This is a genomic window from Thioalkalivibrio sp. ALJT (assembly GCF_000381825.1).
GTDB lineage: Bacteria > Pseudomonadota > Gammaproteobacteria > Ectothiorhodospirales > Ectothiorhodospiraceae > Thioalkalivibrio.
In genome coordinates this window covers 42,579-60,286 of record NZ_KB907123.1, presented here as the reverse complement: position 1 = coordinate 60,286, position 17,708 = coordinate 42,579, and the positions used below count along the sequence as shown (strand labels likewise).

Sequence of the window (17,708 nt, the reverse complement as noted above, 5' to 3'; positions counted from 1 at the left end):
CTTTAGTCTCGCACAAGCCAACGCCCCGGGAACGCCGGTCCCGGCCGTGCCCCGGGGAGGGAGCCCTCCGCTCGCGCGCATCTGCACGCCAACGCCTGTTGCAAGCACAAGGAACCACGAACGCATGAATACGCCCGCGGCTGCCGCCCGCCGGTTCTCCGAGGCAAGACGCGACCCGCTGCCGGTCGCACTGCTTACGACAGGAGCTCCGGAACCCGGTATACAGTCAGTTGGAGGCCGGTGACCGTCCAAACTCGGTCACTGCGACACCACGAAAGTCCCTGGCGCCCCGCTCCGCATACCCCTCCTCCCTCAACGTCGCGCGCAACGATTCCGTCGGGGTGCCGACAACCCAAATCCGAGGATGCGCCAGGAGCATGTCATCGACATTGTGGCCCGTGACGATATGAGTACCTTGCGCAGGAATCGAGCGGGCCTCGGGCGCCAACCCCAGGCGAGCAAGCCACGTATCACCCAGCCGATCATAAATCCGGCGCCATTGCTCACTGGACGGTTCACCCTGGATCCGAGTGATCGAACCCCACTGCGGTCCAATCCAGTACCGCTTGACCGCCCAGGCCGTGACGAAATCCGGTGCCCAGACGATGTCACCCGGAGCCAGATGACGCTGGACAAACTCGACCGCCGCGGGATAACGATGCGTCTTCTCCACCAACCCTGCGTTCCACGCGGCGAGTACACCCAGCAGCACGGCCATCAGCAACGCGGGAGCCGATGCGGCCCCTCGCAGGGGGGCTATTCTCGCAAGCGCATCGCCCAGCCGTGCCAATGCCACGGCGCCCCCGATCACCAGAAACGGCGTTAACGGATACAACGCACGTAAATGCCAGGCAGGCCGCACGAAATAGCTCACGGCGAGCAAAAAAAGGATCGGAAACAGAACATACGCCACGAACATCCAGCGCAGAGACGACCACCAGGCGCCGAGGAAACTGCCCACCAGGAGAAGTATGCCCAGCACCAGCAAGGCAGGGTGCTGCACCGCCGCTTGATCCAGGAGCAGACGCACCAGGGTGCCGAAGACCACAGCCCCATCCGGGACCGTCATGTGGCCAACCGACCGGATCATGCTGTTGAGGACCGCCGGGAGCACAGCGGCCGCTACCAGCCCCTGCACCAGCAACCACCCTCGCAATGTCACCCGATGCGCTGGCATCTTCCACCACAGCAACAACGAAAACACGGCCGCCGCCATCGGGATCAGCAAACCGGTCGCATGGGTGTAGGCCGCCGCTACACCTGCCAGGGCCAGCATCCAGGCGCCGGTACGAGCCGCAACCCCGGGAGAAAACCAGAGAAGTGCGCCCCAGGACGACAGCAGCGCCAGAGCCATCAGCATCGAATACATGCGCAGGTCTTGCGCCGTTGCGACAGCAGCCGGAACGACCAGCATCAGCCACAACGCAATCCACGCCTCTCGCTCACCCAGACACTGCCGCGCAACGCGCCAGGCGAGCGCCGCCGCGACCAGGCCCCACGCCGCAGAGTTCAACCGCAGCCACGTATCTCCGGCATCCACCCGGGCCCACAACCACAACTGCAGGTAATACAGCGGCGGGTGCAGATCAAAGCGCAGCGTCCCCAGCAGCGCTTCGTACAGGGTCCCGGAGGCGAAGGTCGCTCCGTAGATCTCGTCGTACCAGAACCAGTTCTCAGCGGGCAACAAAGCGCGAAAGACAAACCCGCCGACGAGCGCGCCGAACACGGCCAGCGCCATCGTCAAGCGGGGGTGTTGCAGGAAACGGCCCTGCCATTTCATTCGTGACCCCCGATGACCGCCATACACCACTCCAAGGGCTTCATGATCCGGGATGTCAGCCCATCACAGGGCCGCAGGAAGAACTGATCGCCGCAAATCCCACCCAGAAGCGGGTACAGCACCAGGGTACGTTGCGCACCGCTCGGGCACCGCCTGTCGCTGTTCGCGGCCGGCGACGGATAACGGCCGGTAACCAAGACCCCTCATAACGGCCGGAGCGGCATCGCGGATCGAAAAAAGTGCGTCAAAAAGAAAGGGGAGCACAAGGCTCCCCTCCCCGCTCGACCAAACGGCCTCGTTCAGACCTTGTTACGACGCCGCGCCACAGCGCCCAGGGCCAGCAGGCCCGTACCGAACAGCGTGAGCATCGCCGGGTTCGGCACCTCCGCCTGGGTGATCTGGAAACCAAAGTTCGCCGTAGTGAATGCCTCTTCAGGGGTGGTCAGACCGGAACACCCCGCTGCCTCACCCGCTGCCGCACAGGTATCCGCATCCAGCGGGCCCAGACCCTCCGCCATAAAGCTGATGTCGTACATGATGCCATCCAGCGAGAACGACTGCGCCAACGGATCAGTGCCCATATCCACAATGAAGATGTCATCGCAGACGGTTTCCACATCAAAACCGCACGGCGCAGTATTTGGCGTTTCCGTAAATGACGTCGCGAGCTCGAACGTGATCGGCGACTGCTGCGAGCCCGCCGGATCGGTCGGCGTCAGGGTTAAGCTGCCCGCAAGAGTGGCGGTCTCCAGCAGCAAGAACTGGAGCATGATCGGATTGTTGAAATGCGTCACGCCCGCACTCGTGGTGACGGAATCTCCGGTGTTGACCGAACCCGTGGCGGGTGAACCGGTGATCTCCAGCCCGCTACGATTAACGCTGGAACTAGTAGGATTCTGGAGGTCGCCGGTGCCACCCCAGCTCAGGAGGCTATCCGTGATCACCTGCGTACCCTTGTCACCGCCCGGGAGGCCCTCGACGAAAGTCGGCGCACCCGGCCCGGAAGTAATCCACTCCAGCGAATAGCTGTAATCCCAGGTGTTCACAAGCGCCGCGCTCGCGGGTGCTGCGGCGAAGGTCACGGCGGCTGCCACCGCCAGGCTCACTACCTTGGTCTTGGTCTGCATAGTTGCTCTCCTGCCTCAGTTGGTTCCGACCTACGCGGGCCGCACTGAAACCGCTAGCACAAACCGGACCAAATCTATCAAGGTACTGATAGATGAGATTTTTCGAGGAGTTTGCCAAACGCCCGAGCGGGCGAGTGTAAAGATTTTCGACCCCTCCCCTCCTCCCCCCCCCTCAGAGCAACGCCCGAAAGCTTCAGCGGAGCACTTGGCTCCACCAATCTGCAAACCGTTGGCGCGGGGCGTTGATCATCCTCTCATTGGAGATCGAAGACGGGCTGATCGCCGTTTCCAAGCAGGAACCCCTTTGCCCACGCAAAGAGATACAGCCGCATGCAAGGCCGCGGGTGCGGAAAAGCCAAGCTGACTCTGTCCTGTCGCTTCCCTGCTCAGGCCGTCGCGCCAGCGCCGCAGACAAAAACGCACATTGGCAATGGCTTCCGCGCGCAGAGCGCCCGAGGCCCAGTCGCCGCAGATAACCGTTCCGGAGAAACCGGGACCCGGCACATGGGCAATCGCACGAAACCCCTCTTCCATAACCGGTACATTCAAAGGCTCTGCGTAGCGCGGCGCTCCAGGCCCGAACCGGAGTCGATTCCAGCCATCGCGTCCATGTGCCTACACACGGCTGTTCTTGACCGCGCTCGCCGAGGCAATACGAATTCGTCGCCGCAAGACGCGCGCCGCCACCATACCAATCGCCACCCGTCACAAAAATGTGATCAAACGGTAGCATTAAGGAAACGCTGATTAAATCGCAGGTCCGCGCTCGGGTCGCTTTTGCGTGCGTTTAATGCGCGGTGACGGCCGTGCAGTCACTCTGCTACAGGTGAACCGCAACGCTTTGCGCGCGCCCGTTTTTGATCAACAACGGGCGGCCGACCCCCTTCTTTCAATAGCTTGTGGGGTTGGTGCCCCCCCCCGATTCTGAATATATATGGCCCGATCCTGCGTTGCGCCCCGAATCCATCAGAAACGGGCGGGTAGAACCACTACCCGCTGTTTGAGGCGCCTTGTCTCGGAACGCTTGTCTCCAGAAACTGGGGGGCGCCAACGCGGACGTGCGATTTAATCAGCGTTTCCTTAACGGGATGCGGCCCCGGAAGGGCCGTCAGCAGCCACACGGACAAGCCCCAGGGAGACGCTGGGAAAACACGGCAACAACGCGCACACTGGTGCGGACAGACCGCGACACAAACCCTCCACCAAAACGATTCGACAGAGATGCTTCAGCAAACCGCATTATTCGGCGTCCAGCAGCTCTGGCCATGGGTACAACCCGGCCAGCGCCTGTCGATCCTGCTGTACCACCAGGTGCTGCCCACCCCCGACCCGCTCAGACCGGATGCACCGGACACCGCCACGTTCGACTGGCAGATGGAACTGCTTTCCCGACACTCCAGCGTGCTGGCGCTACCCGAAGCGCTGCACCACCTCGAGACCGGGACCCTGCCACCCCGCGCCACCGCCATCACCTTCGATGACGGGTATGCCGACAACCGACTGCATGCACTGCCCGTGCTGCAACGCCATGGACTCCCGGCCACCTTTTTCATTGCCGCGGGCTATCTGAACGGCGGTCGCATGTTCAACGACACCCTGATCGAGACCATCCGGCGGGCACCGAACGGGACACTGGATCTGGGCGCGGAAGGGCTGGGAACATATACCCTCTCGAATGCAGAAAGCCGTCGACAGGCCATTCGCGACATCATCCGCGAGATCAAGTGGCGCCCGCGCCAGGAGCGCGAAGGGTCGGTTGAGGCCATTGCCCGGCACATCGGAGCCGACCTGCCGGATGACCTGATGATGACGGACCAGCAGGTGCGCGAGCTGGCAGAGGCGGGCATGACCATCGGCGGCCATACGCTGTCGCACCCCATCCTGGCTCAGGAAGATGCCCGCACCGCGGCCACGGAGATTGCCCAGGGGCGTCAGCGCCTGCAGGCGATTACGGGGCAGTCCGTGGATCTGTTCGCCTACCCGAACGGGAGGCCCGGCCAGGATTACACGGCACGCGATGTAGGCTTCGTGCGCGATGCCGGCTTCAGTGCGGCCGTTTCGACATCCATGGGCAGCAGCGCCGTCCAGTCCGACCGTTTCCAGCTACCTCGTTTTACGCCCTGGTCACGCAATCCAGTGAAATTTCTTGCGCAGTTGGTGCGCAACACCCGCCATCCGGTTACCGTAGTCTGATATTTCTCTGGCGCGATTCCGGTCGCCACTACGCTCATGCGCGACATCCTGTTTGCCCTTTTGATCTTCGGCTCGCTGCCCTTCATCCTCTGGCGACCATGGGTCGGTATCGCCATGTGGTACTGGGTAGGACTGATGAACCCCCACCGCCTGACCTGGGGGTTCCTGCAGACGATGCCGGTGGCAATGGCCGTCGGGCTCGCCACCCTGGCCGCACTTGTGCTGAACAAGGACCGCCGGACGCTCCCCTTGACACGGGAAAGCGTACTGATGGTGATCTTGTTCGGGCACATCACCATCATCTCGTTGTTCTTCGCGTGGCAGCCCGAGGTGGCCCTCCAGCGCTGGGACACCGTGATGAAGATCATGCTGTTCACGCTGATCGCACCCATGCTGGTCTTTGGCAAGGTGCGAACCATGGCCGTGCTCGCCGTGATCACGCTGTCCATCGCCTTCTTCGGCTTCAAGGGCGGTCCGTACACCCTTGCGAGCGGTTTCGGCGGCATGGTTTTGGGCCCACCGGGTTCGTTCATCCGGGGCAATACGGATATCGGCCTCGCGCTGGTGATGACGCTTCCCCTGGTGCTGGTCCTGGCCCGCCAGGTATACCAGGGGCGCTTTGAACTGCCCTTTTACTTCCCGCTTTACGAGCGCCACCACAAGCTGATCGGTCTGGGCCTGTACCTGGGCTTCTGGTTCCATCTGATTTCGATCATTGGCACCCACTCCCGTGGCGCCTGGGTGGCCCTGGCCATTACCTTCCCGCTCATCTTCCTGAAGATGCGCTACAAGGGCACCATGATTGCAACCGGCCTGCTGGCCATCGCAGTGATCGGCTTTACGGTCCCCGACAAGATCGAGCACCAGATCGATACCCTGATCCACTACGAAGAGGATGCATCCGCCATTGGGCGCCTGGATGCCTGGAACGTCTCATGGAACGTGGCGATGGATTACCCCCTCACCGGCTCCGGCATGAGCATCCAGCGTCTACCCCCCGAGATCTGGCTCAGCTATCTGGATCGCGACAACCCGGTCGTTAGCGGGCCAATCGCCGCACATAGCATCTACTTCCAGATGCTGGGCGAGCATGGTTTCGTCGGGCTCGCGCTGTTCCTGATGCTAATCGGCTTCACCCTGCTGACGCTGTTCCGCCTGAGTCGTGAAGGCCGACGGCGGGAGGAGACCCTGTGGATTGCCGAATGGGCATGGGCACTTGCGATCGGGCTGATCGGTTACATGATTGCCGGGGCCTTCCTGAGTCTGGCGTATTTCGACCTCTACCTGGCCTTTATCGCCATGGCCATTGTGCTGCGCCGTGAACTCCTGGAATCGATGCCAACCACCACCCCCGTGAGGCAGTCTCCTGTCCGGTACGCCCCTGCAGCGCAGACGGCCGAACAGAAACCCGAGCCTCCGCCGGCGCCCCCCGGCACCCCGCCTGCGACCGGCGGCACCATCATGGATCCCGGCCGGTTACGCTAAGGAGCTTCTGGACGTGCCAAGCAACCCTCCTGCTCCCTTCTGGCCGGTCCTGACGGACAGCCCCCTTGTGTCGGTGATCGTACCGGCGTGCAACTGCGCGGATTTCCTGGAAGAGACCTTGCAGAGCATCGTCGATCAGGACTATCCCCATCTGGAGATTATCGTCATCGACGATGGCTCTACAGACGATACGGCCGCTGTGGCACGCGGTTTTCAGGGCCCGGTGCAACTACTGCAAACCGCGCAGCCCTCGAGCGGCGCAGGAGCCAGCCGCAACGTGGGCCTGCGGGCGGCACGCGGGGACCTGATAGCCTTTCTGGATGGGGACGATGTCTGGCTGCCCGGCAAGCTGCAGGCCCAGATCGAATGCCTGCGGGCACATCCCGAATGCGCCATGGTGGCCAGTGAGTTCGCGCTCTGGAGCCCGGACGAGAACGGCATGTGGCGCGCCCCGGGCGCCTTCGCCCGCGAAACCGGAGAGGAAGACCCGCAGGCCCTGGACCCGGAGCGCTCCGGCTGGATCTACCACCGCCTGCTGCTGGACACCATCGTGTGGACCGGGGCCGTGGTCATGCGCCGGGAGCTGGTGGAAACCGTCGGCCAATTCCGCGAGGACCTGCGCCTGGCCCAGGACTACGACTACTGGCTGCGCGCCTCGCGGCTGAGCCCCGTTCTAACCCTGGCGCGTTCCTTCGCGCTGTACCGGCGCCACCCGCAAAGCGCGACCCGAAAATGGGCACCGGTCAACTACGCGGCCTCGGTCCTGGAGACCGCGATCCAGACGTGGGGGCTCAACAGCCCCGACGGTCAGGGAATCACGCAGCGCGAGCTTCGCAACAGGCGCTTTGGCCTGCATTTCTCCATGGGCTACAACCTGTTCCATAGTGGAGACCGGGCTGCAGCCGCGCCGTCCTTTCTTGAAGCGGGGCGCAACCAGCCCACCTACTGGCGCACGTGGCCTTACCTGTTCCTGTCCGGCCTGTCCTGGACTGGCCAGCGACTCACCGGGCGGCTTCCCTAATGAGCGGCAGGCTTCGCTACCGGATGCTGGAGCGACCGCTCCAGTGGCTCCCGCAAGGCATCCGCTGACCCACACGGCAATTCCAGGAGTCGCGCGCGGCCGCAAGGGCCTCCTGAACGCCGACGCCCTGCCCGCAACCGCCACAGAGGCGCCACGCACGGGAAACCCAACCTGCTGCCCCGCTCCACAAGCCGCCCTGGCGTGCGTTCAGCGGCCCAGACCCAGCACCCCGAGAAGCCAGTGTCGGTTGCGTGGGCGCAGCGGCAGACCGAGCAGGTCTGCGATCGCCGTCAGCGGGCGGCCTCGCCGCAGCGTGTAGTACGCCATGAGCGCGTGGTAGCGTGCCTCGCGCCAGCTCCGCTGGCGCCAGGCACGGCGCATTGCGCGCTTGTCCGTTAACAGCTCGCAGCGACGACGAAACTCCACCAGCGCCGCCTCGCGCCGTTCCGGAGCGGGGGGCTCCGGGCGATGATCCTCGGCAATCCAGACCGGTTCCATATGCCATCCCCGCACGCGGGGCCCATCCTCCGCGAAGTCGACTTCTACCGACAATACCCACCCGTAGCGGGCATCGGGGTAGCCACTTTGATACGAATTTCCATGCACGTTGAAGACAAAGTTCCCGAGCGAATAGGCAATCAGCCCCCCGCCATATGCCTCGACCCCCTGAACCACATGCGGGTGGTGCTGGATGACCAGGTGGGCCCCGTGGTCGATCAACTGCCGACTCAGCCTGACGCGATAGGGTGCCGGCGCCTCGCTGAACTCCAGATCCGCATGCAACTGCACCACGACCAGATCCGCGCCCTCGGCGGCCTGGCGAGTGCGCGCCAGCAAATCGGCAAACGGCTCCATCGGGGCCACGCCCGGCCCTTCGGGCGCGGCATAGTCCTGCGAGTTGTCGCCTGCCGCGAGAAACGCAATCACCTTTCCTTCGCGCTCGAGCAATGCAGGGGCGACCGCCTCGCCGAGAGACCGCCCCGCGCCCATCCAGGGCAACGCGTTTTGATCCAGGGTCTGGATGGTCGTTTCCAGCCCATCGGCGCCACCGTCCATGACATGGTTGTTGGCAAGATTCAGCACATCAAAGCCGGCGTCCACCAGGCTGCTGCACATGGCAGGTGGCACCCGCAGTACCTTGTTGTGCTTCCAGTGCCCCTGCCGGTTTTCCATATCATGGGTAAAGAAGCATTCCAGATTGCCGCTCAGGACATCCGCGTGGTCCAGAAGCGGCTGCACGCGACCGAACGGGCCGGGCCCCACAGCCCCGGGCATAGCCGTCCGGTCCCGCATCAGGCGAACATCGCCAACAAAACGCAGTTGCAAGGCTGCCCCCTCTTTCAGGTAACGTTGAACAGACGGCGGCATGCTGGTTCCAGACACCGGAGCCACCCTTCTGCATTACAGTAGGCCGAATCATACAGCGCAGCCCCTGCGACCCGACAATCCGGGCACCAGGGAGCCGATAGCCGGAGGGGCCGGGGGGTGCAGGAATCGACCGCTTCACAGAATGCGACGTCAGGAGCGACCACCATGGGTACGCCGCCTCGGCGCACCGTATTCTGGACCGGGGGCTGGGATTCGACCTTTCGCGTGCTCGACCTGGTCCTGCACCACGGGGAATCGGTCACCCCGGTCTACGTGCGCGACGAGACTCGGCAATCCATCGAGCAGGAAACCCGGACGATGGCGCAGCTCCGCCGCCAGATCAACCAGCGCGCGGACAAGGGCGTTCTGGGCGAGCCGAGAGTGCTGCACGCACGGGCCGCCCGCCCCGACTCCGAGTTACGCAGAAAATTTGCCGAACTGGTACGCACACGGGGCATCGGCGAACAGTACATCTGGCTGGCGGAACTGGTGCGCCAGCATGGCCTGCAGGGCATCGAGGTATGCGTGCAGTACAATGAAAACTTCTTCTTTCTGGCGCCCGATCTGCCCCCGGACCAGCGCGAATATCGGCTGGAACCCGTTCAACCGGCGCTGGACGAAGCCACGGCGGAGAGCCTCTTCAACCTGTTCAGCTTTCCCACCCTGCACATCGGCAAGGCCGAGATGCGCATCCATGCGCGGCAGCACGGGTTCCTGGACCTGCTGGAGCAGACGTGGTTCTGCCATATGCCCACGCGCTCCGGCCAACCCTGCGGATTCTGCGTGCCGTGCCGGATGGTCGTTTCCAGGGGAGTGGGCGATCGCCTGCCCTGGCGCGCCCGACTGAATGGCCGGCTTGTCCGCATCCTGGAACGCCTGCCCCGCGGGTACCGTTTCAAGCGCTGGTGCAAACGCAAACTGCGCAGCTACTAAGCGACCAGGGGAGACGAAGGGCGTTGAAGGATCTTGGCAACAAGGTGGCCAGTGGCGCGGCCTGGATGATGGGGCTGCGCACCTTTCAGCGTTTCATGGGGCTGATCAGCACCGTCATCCTCGCGCGCATCCTGGTGCCGGAAGATTTCGGCCTGGTGGCCATGGCCTTTGCGCTCTATGCGCTGGTGGAAACGATCGGCGCCTTCGGGCTGGACCTCGCGCTGATCCGGGACCAGAAGGCCGAGCGCCGCCACTACGATACCGCCTGGACCATCAAGCTCGTTTACCAGTCTCTCGGGGCGCTGGCACTGATCCTGGCCGCGCCCCATGCCGCCGCCTTCTTCGACGATGCGCGCGTGGAGGCGATCGTCTATGCCTTCGCCTTGATCTCGTTCCTGCACGGCTTCGAGAACATCGGGATCGTTGCCTTTCGCAAGGAGCTGACCTTCCGTAAGGAATTCCTGTTCGGCTTTGGCAAGAAGGCCTCGGCCGTCGTGGTCACGATTGCCATGGCCTTCTACTTGCAAAGTTACTGGGCCCTGGTCCTCGGCTCCCTGACATCGGCGATCGTCGGCCTGACACTCAGCTATGGCATGCACCCGTTCCGGCCCCGGCTCAGCCTCTCCGGGTGGCGTGACCTGATTGGCTTCTCTGCCTGGGTCACCTTCAACAACGCGGCCATGTACGGGCAAGGCCGGGGCCCGGACTGGATCGTCGGCCGCCTGGAGGGCGCCGCCGGTCTGGGGGCCTATCGCGTCGCAAGCGACATCGCAAAACTGCCCAGCTCCGAACTCTATGCCCCCATCATGCGCGCCGTGTTCCCGGGCTTTGCCAAGGTCTCTCACGATCTTCCGCGGCTGCGCCGCGGGTACCTGCTGGCCCAGGGCATGGTCACCCTGCTCACCGTACCCGCCGCCCTCGGCATGGTCGGCGTGGCGGCACCCCTGATCTGGCTGCTGCTGGGCGAAAACTGGCTGGTCACCATCCCGCTGGTTCAGGTGCTCGCCATACTGGGCGCCACGCGCATCCTGCACGGCAACCGCTTCTCACTGTTCATGGCGCTCAACAAGCCCTATTGGGTCGGGATCTTTGTCCTGGCGGATGTCCTGATCACCCTGCCCCTGATGGCCTATCTGCTATGGGCCGGTTACGGGCTCGAGGTGGCGGTGTGGTCCAAGGTCTTCGCGTCAAGCCTGCTGTTGCCCTTCGGTGTGATGCTGGTCTCCCACTTCCTGCAGATGCGCGGCCAGGACTTCTTCGCCGTCGTGTGGCGGCCGGTAGTTGCGTCACTGACGATGCTCGGAGTCCTGCTGGCAACCGGGCAGTGGTTGCCCGAACTGACCAGCAGCGCAGCCGGCGCCCTCCAGCTCCTGGTCCTGATTCCTCTGGGTATCACGGCCTACGCGCTCGTCTTGCTGGCCCTCTGGTTCGTGTCGGGGCGACCGTTGGGCGCGGAGACCCGAGCGCTGGAAATGGCCGTCGAGCGCAAGCTGATCAAACGGCACTGGGCACTGAAACTGACGGGCAAGCATCAGCTGTTCGGGGCAGGTTCGGCTTCATCCTCGTCATGAACAGCCAAAGTCACCCACACGCGCGAGGGCGCAGATGCTGAGCCTGCAGGGGGTGTGCGGTGGGCGTGATCCCGGGGTCACGCCCCGGGGCGATACGGCGCAAGCCGACGACTGGCTCCGTATTGCGACGGGCGCCATCCGTCTCCATATATATGCCCGTCACCAGACATACCGGGTTGGACGTCTGCACAACGGCATACTCGTGCAGGAACGGCACCTGCCCGGGAGTGAAGGGTGTGCCCCGGAGAAACGCAACGGCTCCTGGCTCCAGATCCTGTGGGACGAGGCGGGGCTGGAGGTGGTCACGGATCGGATGGGTACCATCCCGGTACACTGGGCGGTTCAGGACGGACAAACCTGGCTGGCCTCGCGCCTGACGGATCTGGCGCAACTGCTGCCACGAACACCCGGGCCGGACCGGATTGGCACCCTGTCCACCATCTTCCTGGACAACCCCTGGGGCCACCGCACCCTGCTGGAAGGCGTCTCGCTCCTGCCACCTGCCAGCCGTTGCCGCTTCCCGCACCCGGGCGCGGCACCGCGCTGCAGTCGCTACTGGACACCCCCGCCCGTACCCACGGCGCCTGCCGGGCCGCTCGAACCCTGGCTGGATGCAGCGGTCGAGCGACTCCTGTCGGCGCATCGGGCCGGGGCGACCAGCCTGGTGGCATCCTCGGTCGCCATGCCCGTCACGGCCGGGCTGGATTCACGCTGCAACCTGGCCTTGCACCCAGCGCTCCGCGACAGCGCCCGGCTTTTTCATTGCCACGACCTCGGCAATGTCGAGTGGCCCTACGCCCGGAAGATCGGCCGTTACCTTGGTCGCCCGATCGAGCGGTTCGACTCGGCTGAAGACATGCGGCACGCGGCAACCTTCGATCCGTCACTGGGCCCGGGCGATTTCAACATCGCCCACTGGCGGCTGGTGGGTACCGCCCGTCGACTGGCCGCAACGGGTTCCACGGCAACCGTCGATGGCTTCCTGCAGGACCTGCTGTTCAAGGCAACCTTCCTGCGCGAGCAGCCGCGGGAGGTACAGATACAGGGGCAACTGGCGCGCATGCGCTACAACGCGGCGGCGCTCGGATTTGCCGCCAACAGCGAAGAGGTCCGACTGCTGACCGACTACATCCACGCGGCCTACCCGGAGGCCGGTTCGGGGCTGGATGCCAGCCAGCGGCATTATCTGGAGAACCGCAGCCGCCGGCTCGTGTACAACATTGTGCGCCTGAATCAGAACTATCTGGATGTGCGCACCCCGGCTCTCGACCATGCATTGATGGACTTTGCCCTGAACCTGCCCTGGGAGCTGCGCCGGGGCTCTTGGCTTTATCGCCGCATCATCCACCGGCTGGACCCGAACCTGGCCGCGATCCCGTATGACAAGACCGGCCTGCCCCTTCTGGACCCCAGGCCCCGTTCCCGTGGCAAGGCGATCGCGCGCCAGTTGCGCCCCCTGCTTGACCGCGCCTGGCCGGGCCGCCCGTTCCTGCAACCCGCCGAAGGCAACTTTGCCCGCATTGCCCGCCACGACCCGACCTTCCGCCAGCAGGCGGCCGAACGCCTGGCCGGGTCCGAATGGCTCCCCGAGGCCTTGCACCTGAAAGACCCGTCATCCGCGCTCAAACCGGGCCGCGAGATGGGGCAGGCACATATGGATTGCCTTGGTGGGCTGCTCACCGTGGCGACACTCGAACGTTCCGTTGACCGGTCACACCCTCACCCGGAGGATTGAATGCCCAACCATCCGATGCACAAGACGCGCCTCCTGGGCAGCGGTTTCAAGACCTGGGAAATCGAGCTGTATCGCCTGCTGGATCGGCCGTCTGCCGAGTGTGCGAATTTCATGTCCCATCGGCAAATCCATCGGCATTTTCACCCTGCGGTGAACCGCGGCGGTCAAAAGTACGTGTTCAAGGACAAGTGGCTGATACACCAGATCGCAACCGGGCTGGGCATCCCCAGTCCGGTAACACTGGGGCTCTACCACCCCGTATTCGGCCAGCACCTCGATGGTACCGCGCTGCGGCAGTGGGCCGATTTCGAGCCCCTGTTTTCGAACACTCCCCGGGTCAACTGGATCATCAAACCCAGAGGCGGGCAACAAGGCGACGGGATACACCATTTTCGCGGCAGCCACCATGAGCTCGACCCGCTTTTGAGGTCGCTCCCTGAAGACGAACACTCACTCGACGATTCCGCTTATCACGGCTACCTGATCCAGGAATGCCTGGAGCAACATGCCGAGATAGCAGCCATCAACCCCACGTGCATCAACAGCCTGCGAATGGTCACCTTCTGCGAGCCTTCGGGGGAGGTCCACGTCGATTGCGCAATCATGCGCTTCGGGCGCAGCCACAGTGCCGCGGACAACTGGGACAAGGGCGGCCTGTCCGTCGGCATCGATCTGGACACGGGGCAACTGGTTCGAGGTGTTACGAAACCCAAGTTTGGCGGCGACTGGTTCGACTCCCACCCGGATTCCGGCGAACGTCTGACCGGCAGGCCCGTTCCCTTCTTCGACGAGGCCAAAAGGCTCTGTATGCGGGCGGCAAAGGCGTTCTCGGGCACACCGTCCATCGGCTGGGATATCGCGCTGACCCCGAACGGCCCCGTGCTCATGGAGGGCAACACAAAGTGGGACCTTCCCATGGTCCAGGTCCATTCCGCCGGCTACCTTACCGACGACAAGCGACGCCAGCTCGCGGAGTTCGGGGTGGAGCTTCCAGCCGACCTCCTGCCCGCCCCTTCTTCCGCGCTCCGCCTGGCCGTACAAACCGCCAGACGCTCGCGGGCCGGCCGCTGGTGGTCACGTCGCACAGGCACCGCCTGAGCACAATATGCGCCGACAACGGGGCAGACTGAGCGACCGGAGAAGCGTCCCAGGCACATTGACAGGGCCTCCTTGAAGCCCCTGCCAGGCCATTTTGATTTCACCCCGATGAGCAGCATACCGAGCCCCGACGACGTAAAACGGACATGCAGATATCGCCACGAACAGGTCGCGAACCCCAGGAACCTGTCGGGTTTCCCGGGACACCGCGATCGCTCCGGCAGCGAATCCGATCGTTCTGAAGTACACTTCCCCCGGCGGGTTATGGCGCGACCCGCCTGTCCTCGGCAAGCCCCTTCCAGGGGACCTCTCGGATGCAGTCATCCGCGAATTCCGGCAGGGGACTGGAGGCACATCATGACCCGCGTGAGCCGATTGCACGACGAAACGAGAGCCTGATGAACCCCGGCCGCAAAGACAGAACCTCGGCACAGGGCAGCACCCTGCTCATCGGGGCCACGCCGCGTGTGGTGATCCCACTGGCCCGCTGCCTTGCCGAACGCGGCATCCCCGTGGTCGCGGCATCGCTGATGCCGGGTACGCCGGCTATGCGCTCGCGGTGGCTGTCCGGCTACCGCTACCTGCGACCACCGGCACTCTCGCCCGATCGATTCCGGGAAGACCTCACCCGGGTAATCGAAGAGTTCGGCGTGGACACCATCATTCCCACCGGGGACGAGGTGCTGTCGGCGCTCGCCCTGCACGAAACGGAATGGCGCTCGAGGCTGCACCTGCTATGCCCGCCGGCGGAAACCTTCCGCAAGGTACTGGACAAGGGCAGGACGCTGGAGGCCGCGGAGGCGGCGGGGGTGCCAATCCCGAAGACACGCGTGCTGACAGGCGCAGACGATCTGGACACGACCCTGGCGGGGTTTCGCTTTCCGGCAATCGTAAAACCGGCCGACAAGGGCCGGGAGACGAGCCTGCGGCTGCGCTACCTCGAGGATCGCGATGCGCTCGACACGCTGATGGCTTCGCACTTTCGCGCCGGCGATGCCTGGATGCTGCAGGAGTTTGTGCCCGGGCACGGGGTCGGCATCGAGGTGCTGTTACATGACGGCGCAGCGATCGCGACCTTCCAGCACCGACGCCTGAAGGAATACCCGGTCGCGGGTGGAGTGGCGGCGCGCAGCCTGAGCGAAGCGCCCGACCCGGTACTGCTGGATCACTCGCTGCGTTTGCTGCGCGCGCTCGGCTGGGAGGGCGTGGCGATGGTGGAATTTCGCCAGGACCCGAAGACCGGGCGAACCGCGCTGATGGAGATCAACGGACGCTACTGGGGCTCCATCGCACTGCCATTGCAATGCGGTATCGCATTCCCCTGGTATCAGTGGCAGTTGGCGCATGGAGCCCCCCCCGAAGTACCGAATTACACGCCGGGGCGGCGCATGCGCTGGCTGGCCGGGGACCTGCTGCGTCTGCCCGAGGCAGCTGCTGCGGCCGTGAGCGGCGAGTACCCGGCGCGGCGGGCCGCGGCAGATTTCGGCACGTTCCTCTGGGATGGCGTATCGCCCCGCACGCGGGATGCCCTTTGGAAGCTGTCCGACCCCCGCCCGGCACTGGAAGACCTCGGCCGCGCGATCCGTCAGGTGAGCGCGCAGGTCTGGAACAAGGTGGCACGACGGGTACTGCCGTGGCGCTGGTATGCCGCGCTGCGCCCCATCATGCGGCTCGGTGCCGGGGGCGTGGTGCGCTATGCAGCCCTGGGCCTGCGCGCCCGGCCTCGGGCGCCGGATGCAGAGACCATCCGGACGGCTCGTTCCGTCTTATTTGTCTGCCACGGCAATATCATCCGCAGTGCATTTGCGGCCGCGTGGCTGGAACGGCTCCTGAGGGAGCGCGGCGACGCTGGCGGGATAACGGTTCGATCTGCCGGGTTGTGTGCGATCGACGGTACGCCCGCCCATCCCGACACCCGCGCCGCCGCCGAGCACTACGGCCTATCGCTGGAGACCCATCGGGCGCAACGCCTGGACCAGGAGACGGTCCGCCAGGCCGACCTCATCTTCATCATGGACCGGCTGCACCGCGTACGCATGCAACAACAGTTTCCCGACGCTGCGGGGCGCACCTATCTGCTGGGCAGCCTGCACCCGGATAACCGGTTTGCCCGCGATGGCCAGCAAATCCGCGACCCCTACGGAGAAGGCACGGAAGCCGTCGCCCGCTGCCTGGAAGGGCTGCGCCCCTGTGTAGAGGCCTTGAGCGCGATCGGCACCGCACAATCGGAGGGAGGGCGATGAGCCTTCAGCAGGACATACTGGACATGCTCGAGACGGAACTGGAGCTGGGCGGCCGCACGCGCCGCTTCAACACGGACACACGCCTGATGGGCGATGTACCCGAACTGGACTCCATGGCAGTGGCCTACGTGGTCGCCGCAATGGAGGATCGCTTTGACATCCGTATCGAGCACGACGAGGTCGGCGCGGAGCTGTTTGCCACGGTGGGTTCGCTGGTAGCTTTTGTGGAGCTCAAACAGGCCGAGAAGCGCTGAACGCGCGAGAACGGGAAGCGCTTTTCAGGAGACGCTGATTGAATCGCACGTCCGCGCTCGAGTCGCTTTTGCGTGCGATTCAAGCAGCGTCTCCTTTACCGCCGAAACGCTTCCTGGTAACGCCAGGCGATCGCAGCGGGGAGAATGCGGCGAACCCTTACGACAAGCCAGTACCGGAGTATGCCCAGCGCCCCGATTTTCGGCCGCCGACTGGGGCGCTCGATGGACTGAACGCACGGGGTGCAAGTCCCGCATGGCTTGCTCGAAAAGATGGGGTTCGCGCAAAACCAGGTACGGGAGAGAACATCGTTCCAGCCCTTTTGTTCCGCATAATCCTTGACCTCGTCATACGTCCACCCGAGCAAGGGGAAGGAAAAATTCCGAAACAGAACAGGCACAGGATCGGAAGATTCGGACAACCGGAAAGCTCCGTCGCCGGCACCCGCTTCTGCCTTGAGATAGGGCTCGAACAAGTGAGCCAGGTGGCCTTTCTTGATGCTCATTTCTGCCGCAGGAACAGCGGCTTTTTCTACCGCCTTCGCCAGCCAGGTGTACTGATTGCCCAGGCGGGTGTTTTCATTGATCGCCGCATGTGCGCTCAGAATGGGGTCGTCTGAGTCGAGCGTGGGCCGTGCAAGGATGATGGGCGGTTTTATCTGTTCCGCGCCTGCGCGTCCCTCTTCGATAATGCGCAAGCGCAGATCCCGGAGGGTCCGTTTCTCGATCGTCGCCGAGGGCCTTTCCGGATCATCGACATAGTAGGGCTGAACCACTTTTCCTTCGTCTTCGACTAGCTGCAGCAACCGAAACGTCGAATCCCATCCACCGGTCCACAACAGGGAAACCGGCCCATGTCCCTCACCGAAAGCACTCATTAAAGTAAAAACCTGAAGAAAAAAG

At 64.1% G+C, this 17,708-nt stretch carries 13 protein-coding genes; 9 read left to right on the top strand and 4 right to left on the bottom strand.

Annotation, left to right across the window (positions count from 1 at the left end; genetic code table 11):
* Positions 1-226 precede the first annotated feature (226 nt).
* Both G332_RS0104475 and G332_RS0104470 read right to left on the bottom strand, forming a co-directional pair.
* A complete protein-coding gene (locus tag G332_RS0104475) occupies positions 227-1,780 on the bottom strand; it encodes a glycosyltransferase family 39 protein (RefSeq protein WP_019625799.1) in 1,554 nt (517 codons plus the stop codon).
* A 299-nt stretch (positions 1,781-2,079) separates the two neighbouring features.
* A complete protein-coding gene (locus G332_RS0104470; RefSeq protein WP_019625798.1) occupies positions 2,080-2,907 on the bottom strand; it encodes a THxN family PEP-CTERM protein in 828 nt (275 codons plus the stop codon).
* A gap of 1,221 nt (positions 2,908-4,128) precedes the next feature.
* On the opposite strand from G332_RS0104470, the gene G332_RS0104465 reads away from it, so the two are divergent.
* From G332_RS0104465 to G332_RS0104455, 3 genes are read left to right on the top strand one after another with little or no spacing between them, the layout of a single operon-like run.
* The gene (locus tag G332_RS0104465; protein WP_019625797.1) at positions 4,129-5,100 is read left to right on the top strand and encodes a polysaccharide deacetylase family protein; all 972 of its coding nucleotides are present in this window, start codon (positions 4,129-4,131) and stop codon (positions 5,098-5,100) included.
* A 36-nt stretch (positions 5,101-5,136) separates the two neighbouring features.
* Positions 5,137-6,585: a putative O-glycosylation ligase, exosortase A system-associated gene (locus G332_RS0104460; protein WP_019625796.1), complete on the top strand. Its 1,449-nt coding sequence runs from the start codon at positions 5,137-5,139 to the stop codon at positions 6,583-6,585.
* Between the two features lie 13 nt (positions 6,586-6,598).
* Positions 6,599-7,606, top strand: coding sequence for a glycosyltransferase (locus G332_RS0104455; protein WP_038059512.1), 1,008 nt, complete (start codon positions 6,599-6,601; stop codon positions 7,604-7,606).
* Between the two features lie 207 nt (positions 7,607-7,813).
* On the opposite strand, the gene G332_RS0104450 is transcribed toward G332_RS0104455, so the two are convergent.
* Positions 7,814-8,974, bottom strand: coding sequence for a CapA family protein (locus G332_RS0104450; protein ID WP_081619751.1), 1,161 nt, complete (start codon positions 8,972-8,974; stop codon positions 7,814-7,816).
* Positions 8,975-9,139: 165 nt separating this feature from the next.
* Here G332_RS0104450 and G332_RS0104445 point away from each other — a divergent pair, with 165 nt between their 5' ends.
* The 6 genes from G332_RS0104445 (at position 9,140) to G332_RS0104420 (ending at position 16,808) form a co-directional block, all read left to right on the top strand.
* A complete protein-coding gene (locus tag G332_RS0104445) occupies positions 9,140-9,907 on the top strand; it encodes a hypothetical protein (protein WP_019625793.1) in 768 nt (255 codons plus the stop codon).
* 23 nt (positions 9,908-9,930) lie between these two features.
* Positions 9,931-11,478, top strand: a complete 1,548-nt coding sequence (locus G332_RS0104440) for an oligosaccharide flippase family protein (RefSeq protein ID WP_019625792.1) — start codon at positions 9,931-9,933, stop codon at positions 11,476-11,478.
* Between the two features lie 34 nt (positions 11,479-11,512).
* Positions 11,513-13,213, top strand: coding sequence for a hypothetical protein (locus G332_RS0104435; RefSeq protein WP_019625791.1), 1,701 nt, complete (start codon positions 11,513-11,515; stop codon positions 13,211-13,213).
* Complete coding sequence (locus G332_RS12650; RefSeq protein WP_019625790.1) at positions 13,214-14,311, top strand: sugar-transfer associated ATP-grasp domain-containing protein; 1,098 nt, start codon at positions 13,214-13,216, stop codon at positions 14,309-14,311.
* 398 nt (positions 14,312-14,709) lie between these two features.
* The gene (locus G332_RS0104425; RefSeq protein WP_019625789.1) at positions 14,710-16,554 is read left to right on the top strand and encodes an ATP-grasp domain-containing protein; all 1,845 of its coding nucleotides are present in this window, start codon (positions 14,710-14,712) and stop codon (positions 16,552-16,554) included.
* Positions 16,551-16,808: an acyl carrier protein gene (locus G332_RS0104420; protein ID WP_019625788.1), complete on the top strand. Its 258-nt coding sequence runs from the start codon at positions 16,551-16,553 to the stop codon at positions 16,806-16,808. The genes G332_RS0104425 and G332_RS0104420 overlap by 4 nt, the downstream gene beginning before the upstream one ends.
* A 95-nt stretch (positions 16,809-16,903) precedes the next feature.
* Here G332_RS0104420 and G332_RS0104415 read toward each other — a convergent pair whose 3' ends face one another.
* A complete protein-coding gene (locus tag G332_RS0104415) occupies positions 16,904-17,683 on the bottom strand; it encodes a hypothetical protein (protein WP_019625787.1) in 780 nt (259 codons plus the stop codon).
* Positions 17,684-17,708 lie beyond the last annotated feature (25 nt).

Bases quoted from the DNA above. Each gene is read 5' to 3' on its own strand.
- G332_RS0104475 (WP_019625799.1), bottom strand. From the start codon at position 1,780: ATGAAATGGCAGGGCCGTTTCCTGCAACACCCCCGCTTGACGATGGCG.
- G332_RS0104470 (WP_019625798.1), bottom strand. From the start codon at position 2,907: ATGCAGACCAAGACCAAGGTAGTGAGCCTGGCGGTGGCAGCCGCCGTG.
- G332_RS0104465 (WP_019625797.1), top strand. From the start codon at position 4,129: ATGCTTCAGCAAACCGCATTATTCGGCGTCCAGCAGCTCTGGCCATGG.
- G332_RS0104460 (WP_019625796.1), top strand. From the start codon at position 5,137: ATGCGCGACATCCTGTTTGCCCTTTTGATCTTCGGCTCGCTGCCCTTC.
- G332_RS0104450 (WP_081619751.1), bottom strand. From the start codon at position 8,974: ATGCCGCCGTCTGTTCAACGTTACCTGAAAGAGGGGGCAGCCTTGCAA.
- G332_RS0104445 (WP_019625793.1), top strand. From the start codon at position 9,140: ATGGGTACGCCGCCTCGGCGCACCGTATTCTGGACCGGGGGCTGGGAT.
- G332_RS0104435 (WP_019625791.1), top strand. From the start codon at position 11,513: ATGCTGAGCCTGCAGGGGGTGTGCGGTGGGCGTGATCCCGGGGTCACG.
- G332_RS12650 (WP_019625790.1), top strand. From the start codon at position 13,214: ATGCCCAACCATCCGATGCACAAGACGCGCCTCCTGGGCAGCGGTTTC.
- G332_RS0104425 (WP_019625789.1), top strand. From the start codon at position 14,710: ATGAACCCCGGCCGCAAAGACAGAACCTCGGCACAGGGCAGCACCCTG.
- G332_RS0104420 (WP_019625788.1), top strand. From the start codon at position 16,551: ATGAGCCTTCAGCAGGACATACTGGACATGCTCGAGACGGAACTGGAG.
- G332_RS0104415 (WP_019625787.1), bottom strand. From the start codon at position 17,683: ATGAGTGCTTTCGGTGAGGGACATGGGCCGGTTTCCCTGTTGTGGACC.